Source organism: Lactococcus sp. UBA7128 (assembly GCF_002492185.1).
In the GTDB taxonomy this organism is placed as follows: domain Bacteria; phylum Bacillota; class Bacilli; order Lactobacillales; family Streptococcaceae; genus Lactococcus; species Lactococcus muris.
Window position 1 is genome coordinate 14,747 of the sequence record NZ_DKXK01000049.1, and the last position, 20,665, is coordinate 35,411.

The window sequence follows — 20,665 nt, forward strand, 5'->3', positions numbered from 1 at the left end:
ACAGAGGGGACAATGTCCCCTTTATTTACGAACTCCTCTAGATATTAGAGAACCTCAGGTGCCAAAGAAACAATCTTCATATAACCAGCTTCACGAAGTTCACGAGCTACTGGGCCAAAGATACGTGTTCCTCTAGGTGTTTTATCGTCACGGATAATAACTGCTGCGTTTTCATCAAACTTGATGTAAGATCCATCAGGACGTTTAGCACCAGATTTAGTACGAACGATAACAGCTTTAACAACTTCACCTTTTTTAACAGCTCCACCAGGGGCAGCTGATTTTACTGTAGCTACGATAACATCACCAATACCAGCGAATTTACGGCTTGAGCCACCGAGTACACGGATAGTCAAGATTTCTTTGGCACCAGAGTTATCTGCAACTTTCAAACGGCTTTCTGTTTGAATCATGCTTTTTTCCTCCTAGTATAGCTTAGATAATTACAGCTTCTTCAACGATTTCAATCAAGCGGAAACGTTTGTCTTTTGAAAGTGGACGAGTTTCCATGATACGTACGATATCACCAGTTTTGGCAGTATTGTTTTCGTCATGAGCTTTGTATTTTTTAGAGTAGTTAATGCGTTTACCATAGACTGGGTGGTTACGTTTAGTTTCTACGACAACGGTGATAGTCTTATCCATTTTGTCTGAAACCACGCGGCCTTGATAAACTTTACGTTGATTACGTTCCATTTATGTATTTCTCCCGATCTATTTAGTCAATTCGCGTTGCACAGTTTTAACACGTGCAATTGTTTTCTTCACTTCGTCAAGTTTCGCTGTGTTTTCGAGACGACCAGCTGCAGCTTGGAAACGAAGTTCAAACAATTCTTTTTTCAATTCAGCTTCGCGTGTAGCCAATTCGTCGATTGACAAAGCACGGAGATCTTTGAGAAGTGATTTTGTTTCGTTCAATTTCATTCTGCGTCACCTCGTTTTACAAATTTAGTCTTGACTGGAAGTTTGTGAGAGGCAAGACGCAAAGCTTCGCGTGCTACTTCTTCACTTACACCAGCAATTTCAAACATGATTTTGCCACGTTTAACTGGTGATACCCAACCTTCAGGAGCACCTTTCCCTGAACCCATACGCACACCAATAGCTTTGGCTGTGTATGATTTGTGAGGGAAGATTTTAATCCAAACTTGACCGTTACGTTTCATGTAACGCGTCATAGCAATACGGGCTGCTTCAATCTGACGGTTAGTGATCCAGTGAGATGTAGTCGCTTGAAGACCATATTCACCGAATGCGATTTCTTTACCGCCTTTAGCTTCGCCACGCATTTTACCGCGGAATTCACGGCGGTGTTTTACACGTTTTGGTACTAACATGGATTACTTTTCTCCTTTCGCAGATTTTTTAGTTGGGAGAACTTCACCACGGTAGATCCAAACTTTAACGCCGAGTTTACCGTAAGTAGTGTCTGCTTCTTCCCAAGCGTAATCGATATCCGCACGCAATGTGTGGAGTGGAACTGTACCTTCAGAGTATCCTTCTGCACGGGCGATATCCGCACCATTCAAACGACCAGATACTTGAGTTTTAATCCCTTTAGCTCCTGCACGCATAGCGCGTTGGATAGCTTGTTTTTGAGCACGACGGAAAGCGATACGTGCTTCAAGTTGTTTAGCAATTCCTTCACCAACCAAGTGAGCATCCAAGTCAGGACGTTTAATCTCAACGATATTGATGTGAACTTGTTTACCAGTAAGCTTGTTGAGTTCTGCACGAAGTGCATCAACATTAGCTCCAGATTTACCGATAACCATACCTGGTTTTGCAGTGTGCAAAGTAACGATAACTTTGTTTACCGCACGTTCAGTTTCGATAAGTGAGACTGAAGCATCAGCAAGTTTTGTTTGGATAAGCTGGCGAATAGCCAAGTCTTCGTGAAGGTAATCCGCATATTCTTTCTCAGCATACCATTTGGCATCCCAGTCGCGAATAACGCCAACACGCATACCAATTGGATGAATTTTTTGACCCACGATTTTACCTCCTTATTCTTTCTCAGCCACTACTACTGTAATGTGGCTAGTACGTTTGTTGATTGGTGAAGCTGAACCTTTCGCACGTGGACGGAAACGTTTCATTGTTGGTCCTTCGTTGACGAAAGTTTCGCTAACTACCAAGTTAGCTTTTTCAAGACCAAAGTTATTCTCTGCATTAGCAATAGCTGAGTTCATTACTTTAAGAACTTCTGCAGCACCTTTAGTCGGTGTAAATTTCAAGATTGCAATTGCATCCGCAACACGTTTACCACGAATCAAGTCTGTAGCCAGACGAGTTTTACGAGGTGAAACGCGAACTGTTCTTGCAGTTGCTTTAGCTGAAGTAATTTCTGCCATTTTGTTCTCCTCCTATTAACGTCTAGTTTTCTTGTCGTCAGCAGCGTGACCACGGTATGTACGAGTTGGTGCAAATTCACCTAATTTGTGTCCAACCATATCTTCTTGAACATAAACAGGAACGTGCTTGCGTCCATCGTAAACAGCAATTGTAAGTCCTACAAAATTAGGATAGATTGTAGAACGACGTGACCAAGTTTTAATCACAGATTTCTTTTCGGCGTTTTCTTGAGCTTCGACTTTTTTCATCAAATGCTCATCAGCGAAAGGCCCCTTCTTAAGACTACGACTCATATTTTTGAGTTCTCCTTTAAATTTGATACCACGCTGGCTGCCAGGGCCAGGTTGGCGGATAAAATATAGACATCTTCTCGACATCTTGCTAAAGTTGACAAATTTTATCAATTTTAGCAAGACGCCGAGAAAGCGCCTCAGGACTATCTTTCCAACGCTTACATCTGTAAGCATATTGAAAAATTATTTATCGTTGATACGTTTAACAATAAGTTTGTTAGAACGTGCATTTTTGTTACGCGTTTTGAGACCAAGAGCTGGTTTGCCCCATGGTGTCATTGGTGACTTACGACCAACAGGTTGTTTACCTTCACCACCACCGTGTGGGTGATCATTCGGGTTCATTACAGAACCACGAACTGTTGGACGAATACCACGCCAACGTGTACGACCAGCCTTACCATAGTTGATCAAGTTGTGTTGCTCGTTACCAACTGTACCAACTGTAGCGCGACAAGTTGAAAGAATCATACGCATTTCGCCTGATTGAAGACGAACAAGTGTGTATTTACCTTCTGTACCAAGGACTTGTGCAGACGTACCAGCTGAACGTACGAGCTGTCCACCTTTACCTGGTTTCAACTCAATGTTGTGGATGAAAGTACCAACTGGGATGTTAGCAAGTGGCAATGCATTACCAACTTTAATGTCTGATTCAGGACCAGATACAACAGTCATACCAACTTCAAGACCTTTAGGTGCAAGGATATATGACTTAATCCCATTTTCGTATACGATAAGGGCGATATTAGCTGAGCGGTTTGGATCATACTCTATAGTAGCAACTTTAGCTTTTACGTTATCAGTTGTACGTTTGAAGTCGACCAAGCGGTATTTACGTTTGTGTCCGCCACCGTGGTGACGTACTGTAATGCGGCCAAGGTTATTACGACCAGCTTTTTTGCTAAGACTTACAAGCAAGCTCTTTTCAGGAGTACTTGTAGTGATTTCTGCAAAATCGCTACCAGTCATGTTACGACGACCGTTTGTGGTTGGTTTGTAAACTTTAATTCCCACGATTTTCCTCCTTTATTATTCTGCGTCTTCGCCTTCGCCGAAGAGATCAATAGATTTTGAACCTTCAGTCAAAGTGACGATTGCTTTTTTATAGCCAGGCTTGAAACCTGTATAACGACCCACACGTTTAGCTTTAGGCTTAACGCTGATTGTGTTTACAGATGCAACTTGAACACCTTCAAATGCTGCTTCAACAGCTTGTTTGATAAGGAGTTTGTGTGCGCGAGCATCTACTTCAAAAGTGTATTTCTTTTGATCCATTGCTTGCATAGAAGCTTCTGTAATAATTGGTTTACGGATTACATCATAAAGAGACATTATGCAAGAACCTCCTCAATTTGAGACAGAGCTGCTTGCGTAGCAAGAACTTTGTCAGTGTTTACAAGATCGAGTACGCTTACTGAGTTAGCAGTCGATACTTTCACGTTTTTAAGGTTACGAGCAGAGAGTTCTGCAAATTCGTTACCTTCATTAGGAAGAACAACAAGTACTTTACGCTCAATTGAAAGAGCTTCAAGAACCTTAGCAAATTCGCTAGTTTTTGGTGCCGTGAAGTTCAGTTCGTCAACAGCAACAAGTGTGTTGTCAATAACTTTTTGTGAGTATGCTGACTTGAGGGCCAACTGACGTACTTTTTGTGGAAGTTTGTAAGCATAGCTGCGTGGGTTAGGACCGAAGACAGTACCACCACCACGGAATTGTGGTGAGCGGATTGAACCTTGACGGGCACGTCCAGTTCCTTTTTGACGCCATGGTTTTTTACCGCCACCAGATACAAGTGAGCGATTTTTATGAGCGTGTGTACCTTGACGGAGACTAGCACGTTGTGAAAGAACGACATCAAATAGTACAGCTTCGTTTGGTTCGATACCAAATACTGCATCGTTAAGTGTTACTTCACCAGCTTGTGTGCCGTCTTGTTTAAATAATGATACTTTTGTCATTATAATCTATCTCCTTTCCTTATTATTTAGATTTGATCGCTGATTTGATAACGATCAATGATTTTTTAGCTCCAGGTACGTTACCTTTGATAAGGATAACGTTTTGTTCTGGAAGCACTTGAGCGATAACAAGGTTTTGTACAGTAACTTTCTTATTACCCATACGTCCAGCAAGGCGTTTGCCTTTAGGAACTCTGTTCGCTGCAACAGGTCCCATTGAACCAGGACGACGGTGGTAACGTGACCCGTGAGCCATTGGCCCGCGTGATTGTCCCCAACGTTTGATTGGTCCTTGGAAACCTTTACCTTTAGAAATACCGGTAACATCAACGACATCTCCAGCTTCGAAAGTATCAACTTTAATTTCTGAGCCAACTTCTAAGCCTTCGATTCCTTTGAATTCACGAATGAAGCGCTTAGGAGCTGTGTTAGCTTTAGCTACATGACCTTTGGCAGGTTTGTTAGACAAAACTTCACGTTTGTCATCGAAACCAACTTGAACAGCTTCGTAACCGTCTGTAGCGACAGTTTTTGTTTGAAGTACTACGTTCGGAGTTGCTTCGATCACAGTTACGGGAATTAATTCACCGTTTTCTGTGAAGATTTGAGTCATTCCCACTTTTTTCCCTAAGATTCCTTTTGACATGAGAATTACCTTTCTTATAATTTAATTTCGATGTTTACGCCACTTGGAAGATCAAGTTTCATCAATGAATCAACTGTTTTTTGTGTTGGTTCAATGATATCAATCAAACGTTTGTGTGTACGCATTTCAAACTGTTCGCGTGAGTCTTTGTATTTGTGAGTCGCGCGAATAACTGTGTAGACGCTACGGTCAGTTGGAAGTGGGATTGGACCACTTACTTCTGCGTTTGTACGTTTTGCAGTTTCTACAATTTTTTCAGCAGCAGCGTCAAGGATACGATGTTCGTATGCTTTGAGGCGGATACGGATTTTTTTAGTTGCCATTTTTTCTCCTTCGTCTATTTGTTAATAGGCTAGCTCAGCGGGAAAACCGACACCGAAGTATGGCAATACTTTCGGGTGTGTCGCAACCTCTCGCTTCATCGCTAATACTGCAATTTTTACAGCACCTATCCATTCTATCAAAGCACACCTGTCTTGTCAAGAGTATAAATAATTTTTTTGTAAATTATTTCCTTTCTGCTGCATAGCTGGGCAAGATAACCTATCCGGATTAAATTTTGCGACAAAATAATTCACATCGCTTTAGAAATACTATATAATAACAATATATACATATAATAATAGGAGAACTTATGATTAAAGAATTCAAAGAATTTATTTTACGTGGGAATGTTCTAGACTTAGCTGTCGGTGTTATCATCGGTGCAGCCTTCACAGCCATCGTTTCTTCTTTGGTTAACAATCTCATCAATCCTCTTATCGGACTCTTTGTTCAAGATGGAGCCCTAACCCACATGTCAGTCAAAGTTGCTGGCGCAACTTTTGCATACGGTGCTTTCTTAAATGATGTGTTGAACTTTTTGATTACTGCCTTTATTGTCTTCATTATCGTTAAGGCAATCAACAAGCTCTTTCCTAAAAAAGCTGCCGAGGATACTCCTGCAGTCAACGAAGAACTGGAGACATTACGCGAAATCCGTGATCTCTTAAAAGAAAAAGAACTTTCAAAATAATTTTATAACATCTAAAAAGTCATCCAAAACTAAACGGGATGACTTTTTAGATGTTAAGATAGTGCTGCATTGTTCTCTGAAAACGTAGTTTCATAAAAACAAATCTGAAAAAGTTGTCTGCAAGAACAGCAAACCATATCCCCTCCAGCCCAAATGCAAAAATTTGACTGAGAACGTACCCAAGGCCCACACGAATGACGAGCATTCCTACAATTGTTGTATATAAGGGAAGCTTTGCATTTCCTATTCCTTGAAAAGCTGCTGTATAAGTTGTCGTTCCCGTCACAAAAAATGTTGCTAAGAAGGAAAAAAGGATAACTGTGTGACTGGCTGCAAGAGCCGTTGTATCTGAAGTGAAAAGTCGACTCAAGAATGAGGAGGCTAAAAATAGAAATAAACCAATAGCAAACATCATACTGCTTGCCAGCCAATAAGTCTTTGTGATATAAGAGCGAATGGCTTCGATATTTTTTTGCCCCCACTCTTGAGCAACTAAAATTACGGTAACAGTGGCTAAACCAAAGGCAGGCATATAGTTAAACTGTGTGATACTCTCACCGATGGCGTTACCTGCAAATACAGGGTTGCCTAAAGTAATAATCAAAACCATAATTACTAGATCCCCTACACGCATAGCCAAACGCTCTCCCGCAGCTGGGATTGTCAAAAAAATCAATTCCTTGCTGATTTTTTCTGTGAAAAAAGTTTTTGTCGGCTTTAAATTTTTCTCTTTCAATTTTTTCCATAAATAAAGGAGAGCCAAAGCTCTTGAGGCTATCGTTCCCAAGGCTACTCCGACAATTCCCATATGGAGGCCAAATATCAATACAGCCGAAAGAAGGAGGTTGAAGATGTTGGCAAAAAAACTGGCATACATTGGCGTCCGGGTATCTCCATTTGCTCTGATAATTGCTCCAAAACTTGTCATCAATGCTAAAAGAACAATTGTTCCCCCAACTAAAAGCAAGTAAGTCTGACCTAAAGCAGCTACTTCGCCACGCCCACCAAAAAAATGAACCAAGTCCTGAGTGAATATTGCCGTTAATATTCCAATGAGACCGCCTAATAACACGGTAAGTTTCACACCTGCGTTAAGCATGTGTCCCGTCATTTTTCGAGCAAGAACACTTGATAATATCGTACCTAAAGCAATGAATATCGCCTGATAAACAGTAATAATGTTATTTGCCAGCGAAACCCCTGCTACAGCTGCAAGACCAAGTCGCGTGACTAAAAATGTATCGCTAAGCCCCATCAACATTTGTAAAAAGTTTTCGATAACGGCTGGGAGTGCAAATTTTAAGATTTCTTTTGTTGATTTCATATTTAGGGTAAATAAGAGCGCACTCTTAGAGATACGCTCTTATTTTTATCCTTTGACTTCTTCAATTTGATGCAAATCAAGTTCTACTGGTGTTTCACGTCCAAACATGTCTACCATAACTTTAATCTTATCATCGCCTAAAACTTCAGTAATAGGTGCTTCAAATCCTGAGAAAGCGCCATCAATAATGCGCACACGCTTACCAACAAAAATATCAAAGTCAATCTCACGCACAACTTTGCCCATACCAATAAGGATTTCTTGAATTTCTTCTTCAAAAAGCGGCGTTGGCTTTGAACGGTTACCGTGTGAACCTACAAACCCTGTAACATTCGGTGTATTACGAACGATAAACCAAGCTTCGTCTGTCATGTTCATTTCCACTAAAACATAACCCGGGAACAAATTTTCTTCAACATCTTTCATCTTACCGTTCACTTCTGTGCGAACCGTTTCTGTTGGAATCTCAACGCGAAGAATTTTGTCCGCCATGTTATAAAGTTCTGCACGCTCAAGCAAATCTTCTTTAACTTTTTTTTCGTAACCAGAGTAAGTTTGGATAACAAACCAGCCTTGGTCAAAACTTGTCAATGTACTTTCGTCCATTTGAGTACCTCTTTATTATTTATTTTCAAATTTGTAAGTTCATAGTCTGAACGGATTGTATAAGAAAAAGGCTCTCGCCTCTTCCTTCATTATATCACTAATTACGTACAAATGGAAGTAGGTACTGTACAGCACTTGTAATACCATTTTGCGTTACCCAGTCGAAAATCATCAAAAAGATGAGGAAAAAAACAGTATATTCAATAACCATGAAAAAATCAATAACAGACTGTTTACGTGTCGGCCACGTTGTTAACTTCATTTCTTTGACAACACTACCAATAAATTTAAACATTTACTTTATCTCGTTTCTTTATGCAAAGTATGTTTGCCACATCGTGAGCAAAACTTTTTGACTTCAATGCGTTTTTCTTTTGCTGTCCTGGACAGTTGTAGAGAGTAATTTCTCGAGCCACAGACAGTGCATGCCAATCCCGCTTTTTTTAACATGCTATTATTTTAGCAGAACTCCGAAAAAAATTCAAATCTCTCTATTTTTTCGCCATACTTTCCAAAATCAAGCGTGTATAGTTTATCGCACCTTGATCTTTTGGATGGATACCGTCACTATAGAACCATGAGCTTTGGTTTTCCGAAAGACCGTGCCAATCAATAATTGTCAAATTGGGATACTTTTTAGCCATTTCCTTTAACTGACTATTATTACTCTTTTCCCAAGGACGGGGCATGAGATTATTGATCCAGTAAACAGGTTTGTCACCAACTTCTTGCATAATCTTTTCAACATAATTCGTATTCCCAATAGTTAGTGTTCCATTTGTGCCTAAACCAATCAAAATAGCATCTGCCTTTTGAACAGCCTCCTTATTCTCTGCTAAAATCGTCGCACCAGAATCTACTTGTTCCCCTACGACGGCTTTAATCGTCATTCTTGGAAAGGCCTCTTGAAGATCTGTTGAACCTGCCACCATGACAGAATCTCCAACTGCAAAAATTTGCATTTTACTTGCTTTTTCTGCAACCACGGGATCAACACCGTATTTTTCAGCAATACTTTTAAGAGGGGCACTGACACGCGCATTTGCAGCTTTCAAGTTAGCCTCTTCAAGAGCTTTTTGCTGTTCCATAATCTTGGCTTCTAAGACTTGTTGATCATGTGGAGACTTGGGAGAGGTTAAGATGATAATCAAAGAAGTGCTTACCAAGATGACAACTGCGAGTACTTTTTTGGGTAATGCTCGCCATTTATCTTGCTTAATGTCTTCTGCCTTTGATTTAATCCATGGCCATAATTTGCTATAATCGTAAGCCACGAGCGGACCTTCAATAAAACGATAAGAGAGTTCAGACAAAGCAAAAACTAGAAACAACTGCCAGATAACATTGTACCAGCTTGTAGGATTAATAATTTTTGCAGCAGCCAGAGCAAATACTGGTAACTGCCATAAATAAATGCCATAGGAACGCGAGCCGATATAATCAAAAACTCTATTCGAAAATATTCTGTTCGCTTTCAACCCTGGATGCACAACTAAGGCAATTAAGAGCATTGACAAGAGACTAACAAACCAGAGGCCACCATAGTATGTAAGTGGACTTTGCGCTGGCATAAAGATATATAAGAGCAACGTAAGGGCAAGGACACCTAATAATAGATTGCGACCAAATACTTGCCCTCTCTTGTTCAAATTAGCATGACTTTTGTTCAGTGGCCAGATGAAAGCCAGACTCGCTCCCATGAAAAGGCTAAAGACCCTCGTATCTGTTCCATAGTAAACACGTGTTGGGTCTTGGCCAACCTTATACTGAGCAATCATCAAAATTAATGAGATTATTGCTAAAAAGTTAAGCAATAAAAAACTATGTTTCTTACTGCGAATAATTTTCACCAAAAAAATGACTATAAGTGGCCAAAAAAGAAAGAATTGTCCCTCAATCGCGAGATAATATATGTGTTTAAAAGGTGACTCACCTGCCGCATCCGCAAAATAAGACGAACCTTGTTGGATTTGCCACCAGTTCTGAACCATAAAAACACTTGACAAGAAATTTGACCGCAAGCCTTTCATCTGATTGTTCTGGAAGAACAACAGATAAGGAGAGACAATCAGAAAGACAGCTAAAAGCATGGGGTAAATACGCTTCATTCTTTTTTTCCAAAAGTTAAGAGGGCTTATCTTTTTAGTCTCCTTAAACTCTCTTAGCAATGAATCCGTCACCAAATAGCCAGAGAGGACAAAGAAGAGGACAACGCCTAAAAAGCCACCCTGAATTTTTTGTGGATAAAGATGATATAAAATGACAGCAAAAACCCCTAAGGTACGTAAGCCATTGAAACCACTAACAAAACGTTTTTTTGCTTCCACCACTGTCCTCCCTCTAAAAAATAAATTTTAATTTCACTACTTATTTTACCCTGTTTAGATTAACTTTTGGCTCACATTTTTGTAAGAAAAAAAGCCGTGGCATGACTTTTTTTCTAAACTTATGCACTATCTCTATTCTACCACTTTTAGTAATTTTTTAGAACATTTTACCTATTGAAAAATCCAGTAATATTGTCCCAAATATTTTTAGCGGCATTTTTTGCATCATCAACTGTTTTTTGGAAATCAAATCCACTGCCTGTACCTGAGGAAGCACTGCTAGAAGATTCACTTTTCGGTATATTTCCTGTCGTATTTTGCGCACTTTGCTCTTGATAAACAATCGCATCTTGCTGGTCACGGAGTGCTGTCCAGGCTGGAGTAATAGGAGCAATGTTATGCATAGCATAGGCATTTTCAGCTGTGAACGCCGTCCCCGCCGTATAAGGCAACAGATAACTTGCTATATTCCGGAAAATTACAGAGGGTTGTCCTTCAGATGTTCCCTGCAATTGTTGTTGCTCATTCGTTTCATTTGGGAAGCCAATCCAAAGCGCAATCGCAATGTCTGGTGTATAGCCGACAACCCATTGGTCTGTTGTATTGTTGGTCCCCGTTTTACCCGCCATAGCATAACTAGCAGGAGCTGCATTCCAAGCCGAACCGTTCGTAAATGTCCCCAACATCATTGCGTTCATCTTTTCTGCCACTTCTTTAGTCATAATACGCTTTTGCGTAACATTAGCTGTAGCAATTGTATCGCCAGCTGCATTTTCGATTTTGGTAATCAAATGTGCACTGTTCATTACTCCATCATTTGCAAATGTTGCATAGGCTTGGGCCATTTCCCAAGGGTTCGTTTCAACACCAGAGCCAAGGACTGTGGATAAAGTATTATTTTCATTTTCCTTCTTAAGATTCAGACCAAATTCCCGGCCCACAGCATTACCTTTTTCAGGTGTGATATCCCGATAAGTGTTAATCGCTGGAATATTATAGGAGTTAGCCAGAGCCTGATACATAGGAACAGTGCCCAAATATTCACCACTGTAATTTTGCGGTTTCCAGTTGTCTGGCGGATAAGTTGTAGGCTTATCCTCCAAACTTTTGTCAATTGCCCAGCCTGCCTGAACAGCAGGAAGATAAGCAATGAGAGGTTTGATAACTGATCCCGTAGAGCGTCTAGACTGTGTCGCGTAGTTGAAGTCAAAAAAGCTATTATGATTCTCAGATGTAACATTACCAACAAGCGCTTCGACACCTCCAGTCTTTGGATTTATCGCAACAGCGCCTGACTGTGCATGGGTGCCATCGGCAGCTTGAGGGAAAAGAGCGGGATTATCATAAGTAACCTGCATCCCTGCCTGCTTATTCTGATCTAAAGTCGTATAAATCTTATAGCCATCATTCATGATATCTTGAAGGCTGAGACCATATTTACGTTCTGCTTCAGAGATTACAGCATTGAAGTAACTTGGATATTTGTATGCTGCTGACTGAGGAACATAAGTATCTTTAAGCTTCGATTTGAGATCAATCGAAGCATAACTATCCGCTTCGGCTTGTTTCAGATAGCCCGCACTTACCATATTTTGTAAGACAGTATTACGTCGCGGCGTTGCGTATTTTCCGTCCTGATAAAGCGGATTATAAATTTCCGGACCTTTAAGCATACCAGCAAGGGTTGCCGCCTCATCTACTGTGACCTGATTTGCAGAAACACCAAAGTATTTCCTACTCGCATCTTCAATGCCCCAAACACCGTTACCAAAATAAGCGTTATTCAAGTACATTGCAAGAATCTCTTGCTTGTTGTAATGTTTATTGATTTCTAAAGCTAAGAAAAACTCACGCGCTTTACGGTCAATGGTTTGTTTCTGGGTAAGATAGGCATTTTTGGCTAGCTGCTGGGTAATTGTTGAACCACCACCAAACTTCCCAAAAGTAAAGGTAGCTAAGGCAAAGCGACTGAGATTTACCCCATGATTTTCATAGAATGTGAGATCCTCTGTCGCCACAACAGCATTTTTGATATTGTCACTGATTTGCTCAAACTTAACCGTTGTCCCCTTACTGCCATAAAGAAGACCAGCCTCATCCCCATTTTTATCTACAATTTGTGTTTGAGCATCAATTGATTTTTGCAAAATTGAAACATTGGCTGTTTTAGCCAAATAAAAAAGGTAAGAACCAATTGCTAAAATCATGACTAAAACAGCAATGATGGTAATTTTGGTTAAGTTATACTTCTTCCAAAAGCGTTTGACCGGACGTAAAAACTGCCTTATTTTTTCTGTATAAGGCGCCATGATTCTTAAATATTTTTTTATACCCCTAAGGTCCTCAAGCGGAACTTCCGCTTCTTTCATCACCTTTTCTTCTATATTATTTTTCTCTATACTTTTGGATGACTTCTTATTTTTAGCACGTCGGCTAAAACTTTGATTTTCTTCTGACATGAATTTAAAAAATCCTTTGTTCTATATTTTGCCTATTCTAACAAAAAAGGCTTTGTGTTACAATATTCTATATGAAATTTAGTTTAATTTTACCAAAAAAAATTAAAAAGCAAGGTGTTTCGCATCTGCTTGAGTACACATGGTCAATGCCCCGCAAGCAAAGACATCTTTTGCGTATGAAAAAGCATCTTTTCATCAACGGACTGCTTGCAAGTTGGGAGGAAACTGTTGGACCAAACGACAAAGTAACACTTGTTTTCGATCAAGAAGATTTTGATTTCCTTACTGTTGAGCCGGGAGATCCGAGCCTCGCAGATATCTTATATGAAGACGAACATCTTATCATCGTCAATAAGCCCGAAGGTATGAAAACACATGGCAATAGTCCCCAAGAGTTAGCACTACAAAATCATGTTACAGCCTATCTCAACGCCCCAGCATTTGTCGTACACCGTTTAGATAAAGAAACCTCAGGAGCCGTTCTCTTTGCCAAAAATCAATTTATCCTGCCCATCATTGGTAAAATGTTTGAAGAAAACAAAATTCACCGTTCCTATTATGCAGTCGTCCAAGGTTATTTTAGCGAAAAAAACTTAACTCTCCATAAAAATATAGGAAGAGACCGACACAATCGCAAAAAATATGTAGCCAGCAAGAGAGGTAAAAAAGCCATCACCCACATAGAAACTCTCGACAAAAGCAAGAAGTACTCTTTGGTGCGGTGCACACTAGATACTGGGCGTACTCATCAAATACGTGTTCATCTCTCGAGTGAAGGACATCCTATTATCGGGGATCCACTCTATCATCCCTACTCAACAAAGAGCCGGATGATGCTTCATGCTGGAAAAATAAGTTTTGTTCATCCTTTATCTGGAGAAGACATCGAAATAGCAGCCCCGAGTGATACTTTCATCTATGAAAAAAGTCCACTTTTAAAAAGTGGACTCTAGGAGTTTTATGAAAAGATTTTTTTAGGAAGGACTTTATTATAGTGAAAGCTTCTTAAAATAAGCTTAAGTCCTATTTAATTGTTTCTTTCAAAAATCTTAGATTTTCTTCCATAATTGTCAGGTAACTTTCACCTGCTTTTTTTTGTTCGTCTGTCAGTCCCTCAACTGGGTTAATAGGCAGTAGTCGAGCTCCTGCTTCTCTTGCTAAAGTTTCTGCCAGCTTACTGCTAGAATTTTCCTCTGAATAAACTGTATCTAAATTGGCTTTTTGCATCTCATCTTTCAGTTTAATCAATGTGGCACTTGAGGGCTCCATTTCTGGATCAAGCCCTGTGATAGCAACCGGTGTCAAACCATAGTCACGCCCCAAGTAGGCAAAAGCTTCATGCTGTGTAATAAATGTCTTGTTCTTAGCCGTTTTTAACTGATCAAAACTCTGATCAATTTTTTTCAACTTATCGATATAGCTGTCAGCATTTTTAGTGAACTCTTCCTTATAGTCAGGGAATTTTTTAGATAATTCTTCTGCGATATAGCGTACTTCTAGAAGAGCAGACTTTGGACTAACCCATGTATGAGGATCGTCGCCAATTTTTTCTACAGGAGTACTGGCCTCTATTTTTATACCTTTGTTTTTCGCAGAAGATGCCCACGTTTCAAGATTTTTCGAATTGTAAACAATAACATCTGCATTTGTCAAAGTAGTCATATCTTTGGCACTTGGCTCGAAATCATGCGCTTCTTGGTTAGCAGGAACGATATTGACAACCTCAACTTTATCGCCCACGATAGCTTTGGTGAACTCATACATCGGCTCAAAGGTTGTCACAATTTGCGGCTTGCTGTCTGCTGCTTTTTGACAGGCTGTCAACAAGAGCAAAACAGGAATAAGTAATAAGAGAGTATATTTTTTCATAAAGCTAGTATAATATAAAGTCGAAATAATGTCAACCAGTTAAGTATTTTTGTTTTAATTTCTATTTTCCAAACGCTTATCAAGCTTTTCTCTCAGTTGAGTTTCTAAACGGTCACGTTGCAGCAATCTTTGTTTTTTAGCATTGACGGCTCCTTGTAAATAATATTGTAAAAGTAAGCTAAATATAAGTGAAAGAGCAAGAGTATAAGCTAAAATACTCGCTTTCAATTTTACTCCTCTAAAAATCTGTATAAAAATGTACGACTGCCTCCTTTTTCAAAAAATAGAACAATTTTTATCTTCTGTCCTTTTTGACTTATCTCTGCTTTTTTCAAATGGTGGATTATCGGTTGATAACCTCTGCCATCTGCATTTGTTTTTCGAAAATCTCCTCGTGAGGATAAACCAAAGCGCAAAGGAACTTTTTTATTTACATAGAGATAGTTACCCTCTACTCTGTCCAATGTTGTTCCCTCAAGCTCAGCTCGCATCAAGTTACAAAATAATTGCCAGTCTTGCGTATTATCCACTGTGGCTTGTTTCACTTCTTCATGAAAAAGCCTTGTCATACTTAGAAACAATAAGAAAGTACCAGATAATACCAATAAAGCAATGAGTGATTCCAAAAGTGTGAAGCTAGAAAGTTTTCTTTTTTTCAAGAGTAATAAGTACCTTTCCAGATTCCCAGACAACGATTTTTGAAGTGCTTTCCTCAATAAAAACTTCTACATCATTTATTTTCAAACGCTCTTCTCCTATATCTACCGCCATAAGCGCCACATTTAATGCCTCTATTTTTCTATTTTCTTCATGTGTTTGTTTCTTGACTTGTATAACTTGATCCAAAACAAAAGTGACTAAAAAAATGAGTAGAGTCATGGCTACCATGCTTTCCAACAAAATATAGGCTTTAAGAGATTTTTTTCTTATATTTTCCACTTCCAATTTCCAATTGATAAGATACTGTTTTCTCCTGATAAGGCAAATAGAGGGATATTTTCTGTAAACTTGAATTTCCTGCATTTTTATCAAAAGTAATGGAGAAATCATTGACTTCCACTTCCTCCGGTATCCTTAATTCTTCCTCCCGACTACGCAAATAACCCTTTATAGACTGTAGGGTCTGACTTTCTCCTTTTAGACTTGCAAGATACTGTGTATCCTTATACAAGCGCTCAAACTGTAAAACAAAAATCTCAGCACGTGCAACCCTTATCCCCTGCCTTACAGAACCTGCAAAAACCATAATAACAAAGGAACATATGAAAAGAACCAGCAAACTTTCTAAAAGAGTGAATCCCTTAATTCGGTACATGACGTTTGGCATTAGGATTTTTTGCATAATAGTCATTGTAGCTGTCAGCTTGTTTCTGCGTAATCAAACCAGAAGAAACAAGTTTTCCTAAACTTGGTCCCTCTTGCTTATCCAACTGATAAAGCTCCGCTTGACTTTCAACAACCTTCACAACAGCAGTCTGACCTGTATTTTCTATATTTTTCTTTTCTTTAGCTAAGTTAGGAATGAATAGCAAAAGTAAAACGCTAATAATAAGCAAAACAACTAGCATTTCGATCAGAGTAAAAGCCTTTAGAGTTTTATTTCTCATCCTTATCTCCATCTTTTCTACATCATAGATCCCATATTATTATATATGGGGAGTAACATTGCGACATAAATTAAAATAATCAGTACTGCGACAATCAGAAAAACCAGAGGTTGAATAAGTTGCATCGCCCTTTCTATTCTTTCAAAAAATCTGGACCAGCTTTCTTCGGAAAAAACGATCAACTCCTGACCTAACTTTGACTTAAGTTCTCCATACTCAACAATCAATGATAGTTCCTTTGTAAATATCGGATGAACCCTCAATGCTTCTTCAAACTTTTTCCCGCTGTCCAAAGAATAAAGAAGATCTAAACCAAACTCTTTGAAAATACGACTTTTCTGTTCCTGCATGATAAAACAAATTTGACGCAAATCCACTGCCTGAGCAAGCAAGTTGCCCCATTCTCTTGAAAAATAAGCAGTCAGATAAAGCTGTACAAAACTCCCTATGATGGGCAGTTTCACAAGCACTCTCATATTTTCTAAAGCTGTCTTTTTTCTAAAATAAAGCTTACAGATTAAGAAAAAAATAACGGATATTAATATACTGGATAAAAAAAGTAAAGGTAAGTTTTGAATAATTTTAACGGCTAAACTCGAGTTTTCTTCCAGTTGGGGTAATAAATAATTTTTCAGTCCCAACATGATGAAAGCCAAGAAAACTAGAAGAATTAAGGGATAAGTAGCAACTTGAATCAACTTTCTTCGAATGTTCAAAACGCGGGTCAGATTCTGTTCAACTAAACCTAACGTAAGTTCAATGTTCCCATGTGACTCTGCTAAAGACAACTGTGTCACAACATCTCCAGAAAATTTGAGATCATCTAAAATGCCTGAAAGACTCTTTCCTCTCAATAATCCCCTTCTCATTTGAGAGGTAAACTGCTTTTCCGTCAAGCCAGAGCGCTCAAGAAAATCAATAATTTCTCCGATATGAAAACCGCTCGTGAAAAGATTGTTCATTAACTGAATAAGTTTAATTTGTCTAGCTAGGCTCAATTTTTTCGTGTGAAGCTGTAGCAGGTGAGATAAATCCATCTGTAACCAACTGGTCAATCTGCGCATTCCAGAGTTCCGGCTGCCAATCTTCAAATTCTTTTTTTTCATAAACAAGCAGTCCTTTTCCTGCAATTAATCGTTGATAAATTACTCTTTGAAGACTGGAACGCAATTCCCAATCCGTTAAACCCAGTTCTTTCAAGCGCGCAACTACGCCTGAGATGGAGCGCGCATGAACCGTTGAAAAAACAGTATAACCTGTCAAACTCGCCCGTAAAACTGCTTTAGCAGTCTGACTGTCACGTATTTCTCCAACAATAAGCAAGTCGGGTCTATGACGAAGTGACAGCTTGATTAAAGCATCGTAGTCATTTCCGATTACCTTATTCACTTGAAGCTGTAAGAACTCTTCCTCCACAAGCTCTACCGGATCTTCAATGCAAATAACTTGTTGATTTTTAAAATACTGCCGCGCACATCTATACATCAAGCTGGTTTTACCTGAACCAACGGGGCCTGAGAAAAGATAAAGTCCCCTTCCACCCATCATATTTTCAAAGATATCATTATGCCAGAAATCTAATTGAACTTGTCTTTGGTGTAAAAGACGTATGACCATGCTCTCCTGCCCCTCAAAATCACCAACAGTGGACAGACGCAGACGCTGTTCCCCGCTGCCTAACATATAAGAACAAGAGCCTAACTGTGTGCGCCTACTTTCTCCGAGATTCATCCCGGATACAAACTTCATATGAGCAATCAGAGCTTGACCCTGCTCAAGGGATAGATCTTGCTCAAATCTTCTTTCGGTTGCTGTGCGAAAATAAAGTTGGTAGCTTCCCCGCACAGCTATTAAATAAAGATCGTGCACCTTTTCTTCTACTGCTTGATGTAAAATTTTTTTCGCCAAATCCTGTATCATTCTCTCTCCCCTTAGATAAACCACACTGATTAGTACGAAAAAACTAGTGCATTGTCACAATATTTTTGAAAAAAAGAACACAGCTTGCTGTGCTCCACATTGCATATTTCCCTTCTGATGTACTAAAGTAAAACGAAATGAAAAAAACCTGTTCAAAAGACAGGCTCAAAATTTTCAATTAGAATTTTTTACGTTTACGTGCAGCTTCTGACTTGCGTTTAGCTTTTACAGAAGGTTTTTCGTAGTGTTCACGTTTGCGGAGCTCTTGAAGAGTTCCAGCTTTTGTTACTGAACGTTTGAAACGGCGGAGAGCGTCGTCAAGCGATTCATTTTTACGAACGATAGTTTTTGACATTGATTTCACCCCATTTCATTTTCATATTTACTCCCTAAAGAGCACTTTTAGCATTCTATCAAATTTTTCTTAGTTTGTCAAATTCTTTTACACTATGTTTATATCGTAAATCTCCGTAGACAAAAAATAATGACGTATTTCTTGAAAAAAGGGATAAAAAGCTGAATTTGCTTCCTTACATAAGCTCAACACTACTGGTTTATGCCTTTTTATATCTTACTTATCTATATTCTTTCTCCAACCGAATAGCTAAACCTGTATAGTTTGTGAAATAATTATCAACACCTAAAGAAATTGCTTTTTTAATATACGCTTCACTATTCAAGGTCCAAGCACTCGCAACTTTATTTTGTTTATGCACCTTATCAACATTATCCTTGTTCATGATGCTCCAGACCATACAAATCGTATCGGATACTGGGGACTTCAAAGCTTTATCAAGCTCTGCTTGAGTTTCTACTATTTGCATTTTAGGAATATTAGGAGCTATAGTCTCTATTTTCTGTAGAACATTTTCTGCAAAGCTTTGAGCGACGACATTATTTTCTAAACCATTTTGCCGAACCATATTCATAAAAGGAAGGGCCTGGTCTGCAGTTCTAAGTTCGACAATGTAGTTTACCTTGTTCCCATATCTCTCAAATACTGACTGAAGGGTGTGGATTGGTTCTCCATTGGCTACTCTAAGTTTCGAAATTTCAGAATCAGTCATATCTGAGTATAATCTATCTACTCCCGTCAAGCGTTTAGCTGACAAATCATGTGAAACATATAAAGTTTTATCTTTTGAAACAACAATATCTTGTTCAATATTCTTTGACCCTTGCTGTATTGCTAAGTCGTAAGCCGCAAATGTATGTTCCACACGTTCTGCACTTCCTCGATGTGAAATGACATATTTCCACGGATCAGCAACTGGCACATGAGGTTTTACTATTGCAACTTTATTATAAAATCGATAGATGAACGCTGCCATCTCGCCTCGTGTAATCGATGCATCTGGTCTAAATGTGGTCGGTGTATAACCTGTTGTGATTTCTTTAGAATATAGCCAACCTATATCATTTTTAAACATGTTGTTTTGCGTATCTTGAAAAGGGGACTCATACTTCCCGTTCTTTGGTGCCTTTCCAGATTCTTTTGCCATTCTATGTAAGAAGGCCGCCATTTGTCCGCGGGTTACATTTCCATTTGGATTATAGTGTGGTATCGTACCATTTGAAATATTTGCTGCTGTCAACCACAGGATTTGATTTTTATATTGGTTGATATCCGTATAAACATTGAATGGAGGTGTATAGTCTGGAGCTCCAGCTAAACGGTGGAGAAATACGGCCATCTCACCCCGCGTAACGTAATAATCTGGTTTATATGTAGTTGGTGTGTAACCTGTGGTAATTCCAACACTATAATTCCAGTTGATATAATTTTTGTAAATAGAGTGAGAGATGTCTTTAAATGGAGAAGAACCTGGATTTTTTACTGCTAATGCTTTTAAGTCAACTGGAATCTTAGGTAGATTTTTCCCCCTATCTAAACTATACTCAGATCGTTCTTCGGCTTGTTGCTCTGGCTTAATTTCAGTTGCATTAACCTTTCTCTCAGTTTCACCACTGTTGTCTGAAACTTCTTCAGTATCTGAGCGAACAGTTCCTGCAACAGAACTACTCGTGTCTTTACTGACTGGACTTTCATCCATATATTGGGGAACTTCACTCTCTGGCAATTCTACTGAGCCGCCATCGTCAGCTCCCTCTATTCTCTCTAAAGAACTGTGAGTAGTGATTTCACTAGCTCCTGCAACGACACCTTGTAAAGAGGATAAAAACACTGTCCCCAGCATTAAAATCTTTTGATATTTTTTCATACTTTCTCCCACAGACTCTCTTATTCATTGTCTAATGACTAAACTATTCATACTCATCCTA

Annotated in this window: 30 protein-coding genes; 2 read left to right on the top strand and 28 right to left on the bottom strand. The window is 39.1% G+C overall.

Annotated features, from left to right (window positions below; genetic code table 11):
• Positions 1–44: 44 nt before the first annotated feature.
• The 12 genes from rplN to rpsJ form a co-directional block, all read right to left on the bottom strand.
• Positions 45–413, bottom strand: coding sequence for a 50S ribosomal protein L14 (gene rplN / locus B4H39_RS05730; protein ID WP_202229746.1), 369 nt, complete (start codon positions 411–413; stop codon positions 45–47).
• Positions 414–435: 22 nt separating this feature from the next.
• A complete protein-coding gene (gene rpsQ / locus B4H39_RS05735) occupies positions 436–696 on the bottom strand; it encodes a 30S ribosomal protein S17 (protein WP_003133748.1) in 261 nt (86 codons plus the stop codon).
• An 18-nt stretch (positions 697–714) separates the two neighbouring features.
• Entirely contained in the window at positions 715–924 is a 210-nt protein-coding gene (gene rpmC / locus B4H39_RS05740; protein ID WP_003133747.1) for a 50S ribosomal protein L29, read from the bottom strand.
• Entirely contained in the window at positions 921–1,337 is a 417-nt protein-coding gene (rplP, locus tag B4H39_RS05745; RefSeq protein ID WP_202229744.1) for a 50S ribosomal protein L16, read from the bottom strand. Before rplP ends, rpmC begins: the two co-directional genes overlap by 4 nt.
• Positions 1,338–1,340: 3 nt before the next feature.
• Positions 1,341–1,994, bottom strand: coding sequence for a 30S ribosomal protein S3 (gene rpsC, locus B4H39_RS05750; RefSeq protein WP_202229742.1), 654 nt, complete (start codon positions 1,992–1,994; stop codon positions 1,341–1,343).
• A 12-nt stretch (positions 1,995–2,006) separates the two neighbouring features.
• Positions 2,007–2,354 carry a 50S ribosomal protein L22 gene (gene rplV / locus B4H39_RS05755; RefSeq protein ID WP_202229740.1) on the bottom strand — a complete coding sequence of 116 codons (348 nt, stop codon included), beginning with the start codon at positions 2,352–2,354 and terminating at the stop codon, positions 2,007–2,009.
• 15 nt (positions 2,355–2,369) lie between these two features.
• Entirely contained in the window at positions 2,370–2,648 is a 279-nt protein-coding gene (gene rpsS, locus B4H39_RS05760; RefSeq protein WP_003133742.1) for a 30S ribosomal protein S19, read from the bottom strand.
• A gap of 183 nt (positions 2,649–2,831) precedes the next feature.
• Positions 2,832–3,665 (bottom strand): 50S ribosomal protein L2, encoded by an 834-nt coding sequence (gene rplB / locus B4H39_RS05765; protein WP_202229738.1) that lies wholly within the window; start codon positions 3,663–3,665, stop codon positions 2,832–2,834.
• A 15-nt stretch (positions 3,666–3,680) separates the two neighbouring features.
• Positions 3,681–3,983: a 50S ribosomal protein L23 gene (locus B4H39_RS05770; protein WP_202229736.1), complete on the bottom strand. Its 303-nt coding sequence runs from the start codon at positions 3,981–3,983 to the stop codon at positions 3,681–3,683.
• The gene (gene rplD / locus B4H39_RS05775) at positions 3,983–4,609 is read right to left on the bottom strand and encodes a 50S ribosomal protein L4 (RefSeq protein ID WP_202229734.1); all 627 of its coding nucleotides are present in this window, start codon (positions 4,607–4,609) and stop codon (positions 3,983–3,985) included. Before rplD ends, B4H39_RS05770 begins: the two co-directional genes overlap by 1 nt.
• Before the next feature lie 22 nt (positions 4,610–4,631).
• On the bottom strand, positions 4,632–5,255 hold the full coding sequence (gene rplC, locus B4H39_RS05780; RefSeq protein ID WP_202229732.1) for a 50S ribosomal protein L3: 624 nt from the start codon (positions 5,253–5,255) through the stop codon (positions 4,632–4,634).
• A gap of 14 nt (positions 5,256–5,269) precedes the next feature.
• Complete coding sequence (gene rpsJ / locus B4H39_RS05785) at positions 5,270–5,578, bottom strand: 30S ribosomal protein S10 (RefSeq protein WP_003129973.1); 309 nt, start codon at positions 5,576–5,578, stop codon at positions 5,270–5,272.
• Between the two features lie 311 nt (positions 5,579–5,889).
• Here rpsJ and mscL point away from each other — a divergent pair, with 311 nt between their 5' ends.
• Complete coding sequence (gene mscL / locus B4H39_RS05790) at positions 5,890–6,270, top strand: large-conductance mechanosensitive channel protein MscL (protein WP_202229730.1); 381 nt, start codon at positions 5,890–5,892, stop codon at positions 6,268–6,270.
• Positions 6,271–6,316: 46 nt separating this feature from the next.
• Here the strand turns inward: mscL and B4H39_RS05795 are convergent, their stop codons facing one another.
• From B4H39_RS05795 to B4H39_RS05820, 6 genes are all read right to left on the bottom strand, one after another.
• Positions 6,317–7,594 (bottom strand): MATE family efflux transporter, encoded by a 1,278-nt coding sequence (locus tag B4H39_RS05795; RefSeq protein ID WP_251420302.1) that lies wholly within the window; start codon positions 7,592–7,594, stop codon positions 6,317–6,319.
• 45 nt (positions 7,595–7,639) lie between these two features.
• Complete coding sequence (gene nusG, locus B4H39_RS05800) at positions 7,640–8,185, bottom strand: transcription termination/antitermination protein NusG (RefSeq protein WP_277612219.1); 546 nt, start codon at positions 8,183–8,185, stop codon at positions 7,640–7,642.
• 112 nt (positions 8,186–8,297) lie between these two features.
• Positions 8,298–8,495, bottom strand: a complete 198-nt coding sequence (gene secE, locus B4H39_RS05805) for a preprotein translocase subunit SecE (RefSeq protein ID WP_202229724.1) — start codon at positions 8,493–8,495, stop codon at positions 8,298–8,300.
• 5 nt (positions 8,496–8,500) lie between these two features.
• Positions 8,501–8,650, bottom strand: coding sequence for a 50S ribosomal protein L33 (gene rpmG / locus B4H39_RS05810; protein ID WP_202229722.1), 150 nt, complete (start codon positions 8,648–8,650; stop codon positions 8,501–8,503).
• A 41-nt stretch (positions 8,651–8,691) separates the two neighbouring features.
• Positions 8,692–10,527, bottom strand: coding sequence for an acyltransferase family protein (locus B4H39_RS05815; protein WP_251420303.1), 1,836 nt, complete (start codon positions 10,525–10,527; stop codon positions 8,692–8,694).
• 167 nt (positions 10,528–10,694) lie between these two features.
• Positions 10,695–12,986, bottom strand: coding sequence for a PBP1A family penicillin-binding protein (locus B4H39_RS05820; RefSeq protein ID WP_251420305.1), 2,292 nt, complete (start codon positions 12,984–12,986; stop codon positions 10,695–10,697).
• Positions 12,987–13,057: 71 nt separating this feature from the next.
• On the opposite strand from B4H39_RS05820, the gene B4H39_RS05825 reads away from it, so the two are divergent.
• The gene (locus B4H39_RS05825; protein ID WP_251420308.1) at positions 13,058–13,939 is read left to right on the top strand and encodes an RluA family pseudouridine synthase; all 882 of its coding nucleotides are present in this window, start codon (positions 13,058–13,060) and stop codon (positions 13,937–13,939) included.
• A 70-nt stretch (positions 13,940–14,009) separates the two neighbouring features.
• Here the strand turns inward: B4H39_RS05825 and B4H39_RS05830 are convergent, their stop codons facing one another.
• The 10 genes from B4H39_RS05830 to B4H39_RS05875 form a co-directional block, all read right to left on the bottom strand.
• A complete protein-coding gene (locus B4H39_RS05830) occupies positions 14,010–14,855 on the bottom strand; it encodes a metal ABC transporter solute-binding protein, Zn/Mn family (protein ID WP_202229714.1) in 846 nt (281 codons plus the stop codon).
• Positions 14,856–14,909: 54 nt separating this feature from the next.
• A complete protein-coding gene (locus B4H39_RS05835) occupies positions 14,910–15,083 on the bottom strand; it encodes a hypothetical protein (protein WP_202229764.1) in 174 nt (57 codons plus the stop codon).
• 2 nt (positions 15,084–15,085) lie between these two features.
• The gene (comGF, locus tag B4H39_RS05840; RefSeq protein ID WP_237459870.1) at positions 15,086–15,514 is read right to left on the bottom strand and encodes a competence type IV pilus minor pilin ComGF; all 429 of its coding nucleotides are present in this window, start codon (positions 15,512–15,514) and stop codon (positions 15,086–15,088) included.
• Positions 15,492–15,794, bottom strand: coding sequence for a competence type IV pilus minor pilin ComGE (gene comGE / locus B4H39_RS05845; protein ID WP_251420309.1), 303 nt, complete (start codon positions 15,792–15,794; stop codon positions 15,492–15,494). Before comGE ends, comGF begins: the two co-directional genes overlap by 23 nt.
• A complete protein-coding gene (gene comGD, locus B4H39_RS05850) occupies positions 15,766–16,197 on the bottom strand; it encodes a competence type IV pilus minor pilin ComGD (protein ID WP_237459868.1) in 432 nt (143 codons plus the stop codon). The genes comGE and comGD overlap by 29 nt, the downstream gene beginning before the upstream one ends.
• Entirely contained in the window at positions 16,157–16,462 is a 306-nt protein-coding gene (gene comGC, locus B4H39_RS05855) for a competence type IV pilus major pilin ComGC (protein WP_394304467.1), read from the bottom strand. The genes comGD and comGC overlap by 41 nt, the downstream gene beginning before the upstream one ends.
• Before the next feature lie 17 nt (positions 16,463–16,479).
• Positions 16,480–17,499, bottom strand: a complete 1,020-nt coding sequence (gene comGB / locus B4H39_RS05860) for a competence type IV pilus assembly protein ComGB (protein ID WP_271327896.1) — start codon at positions 17,497–17,499, stop codon at positions 16,480–16,482.
• On the bottom strand, positions 17,447–18,382 hold the full coding sequence (gene comGA / locus B4H39_RS05865) for a competence type IV pilus ATPase ComGA (RefSeq protein ID WP_251420310.1): 936 nt from the start codon (positions 18,380–18,382) through the stop codon (positions 17,447–17,449). Before comGA ends, comGB begins: the two co-directional genes overlap by 53 nt.
• 178 nt (positions 18,383–18,560) lie before the next feature.
• A complete protein-coding gene (rpsU, locus tag B4H39_RS05870) occupies positions 18,561–18,737 on the bottom strand; it encodes a 30S ribosomal protein S21 (protein WP_003134539.1) in 177 nt (58 codons plus the stop codon).
• A gap of 220 nt (positions 18,738–18,957) precedes the next feature.
• Complete coding sequence (locus tag B4H39_RS05875) at positions 18,958–20,604, bottom strand: glycerophosphodiester phosphodiesterase family protein (RefSeq protein ID WP_251420311.1); 1,647 nt, start codon at positions 20,602–20,604, stop codon at positions 18,958–18,960.
• Between the last annotated feature and the right edge of the window lie 61 nt (positions 20,605–20,665).

Bases quoted from the DNA above. Each gene is read 5' to 3' on its own strand.
- rplN (WP_202229746.1), bottom strand. From the start codon at position 413: ATGATTCAAACAGAAAGCCGTTTGAAAGTTGCAGATAACTCTGGTGCC.
- rpsQ (WP_003133748.1), bottom strand. From the start codon at position 696: ATGGAACGTAATCAACGTAAAGTTTATCAAGGCCGCGTGGTTTCAGAC.
- rpmC (WP_003133747.1), bottom strand. From the start codon at position 924: ATGAAATTGAACGAAACAAAATCACTTCTCAAAGATCTCCGTGCTTTG.
- rplP (WP_202229744.1), bottom strand. From the start codon at position 1,337: ATGTTAGTACCAAAACGTGTAAAACACCGCCGTGAATTCCGCGGTAAA.
- rplV (WP_202229740.1), bottom strand. From the start codon at position 2,354: ATGGCAGAAATTACTTCAGCTAAAGCAACTGCAAGAACAGTTCGCGTT.
- rpsS (WP_003133742.1), bottom strand. From the start codon at position 2,648: ATGAGTCGTAGTCTTAAGAAGGGGCCTTTCGCTGATGAGCATTTGATG.
- B4H39_RS05770 (WP_202229736.1), bottom strand. From the start codon at position 3,983: ATGTCTCTTTATGATGTAATCCGTAAACCAATTATTACAGAAGCTTCT.
- rplD (WP_202229734.1), bottom strand. From the start codon at position 4,609: ATGACAAAAGTATCATTATTTAAACAAGACGGCACACAAGCTGGTGAA.
- rplC (WP_202229732.1), bottom strand. From the start codon at position 5,255: ATGTCAAAAGGAATCTTAGGGAAAAAAGTGGGAATGACTCAAATCTTC.
- rpsJ (WP_003129973.1), bottom strand. From the start codon at position 5,578: ATGGCAACTAAAAAAATCCGTATCCGCCTCAAAGCATACGAACATCGT.
- mscL (WP_202229730.1), top strand. From the start codon at position 5,890: ATGATTAAAGAATTCAAAGAATTTATTTTACGTGGGAATGTTCTAGAC.
- B4H39_RS05795 (WP_251420302.1), bottom strand. From the start codon at position 7,594: ATGAAATCAACAAAAGAAATCTTAAAATTTGCACTCCCAGCCGTTATC.
- secE (WP_202229724.1), bottom strand. From the start codon at position 8,495: ATGTTTAAATTTATTGGTAGTGTTGTCAAAGAAATGAAGTTAACAACG.
- rpmG (WP_202229722.1), bottom strand. From the start codon at position 8,650: ATGTTAAAAAAAGCGGGATTGGCATGCACTGTCTGTGGCTCGAGAAAT.
- B4H39_RS05820 (WP_251420305.1), bottom strand. From the start codon at position 12,986: ATGTCAGAAGAAAATCAAAGTTTTAGCCGACGTGCTAAAAATAAGAAG.
- B4H39_RS05825 (WP_251420308.1), top strand. From the start codon at position 13,058: ATGAAATTTAGTTTAATTTTACCAAAAAAAATTAAAAAGCAAGGTGTT.
- B4H39_RS05830 (WP_202229714.1), bottom strand. From the start codon at position 14,855: ATGAAAAAATATACTCTCTTATTACTTATTCCTGTTTTGCTCTTGTTG.
- comGD (WP_237459868.1), bottom strand. From the start codon at position 16,197: ATGCAAAAAATCCTAATGCCAAACGTCATGTACCGAATTAAGGGATTC.
- comGC (WP_394304467.1), bottom strand. From the start codon at position 16,462: ATGAGAAATAAAACTCTAAAGGCTTTTACTCTGATCGAAATGCTAGTT.
- comGB (WP_271327896.1), bottom strand. From the start codon at position 17,499: ATGGATTTATCTCACCTGCTACAGCTTCACACGAAAAAATTGAGCCTA.
- comGA (WP_251420310.1), bottom strand. From the start codon at position 18,382: ATGATACAGGATTTGGCGAAAAAAATTTTACATCAAGCAGTAGAAGAA.
- rpsU (WP_003134539.1), bottom strand. From the start codon at position 18,737: ATGTCAAAAACTATCGTTCGTAAAAATGAATCGCTTGACGACGCTCTC.
- B4H39_RS05875 (WP_251420311.1), bottom strand. From the start codon at position 20,604: ATGAAAAAATATCAAAAGATTTTAATGCTGGGGACAGTGTTTTTATCC.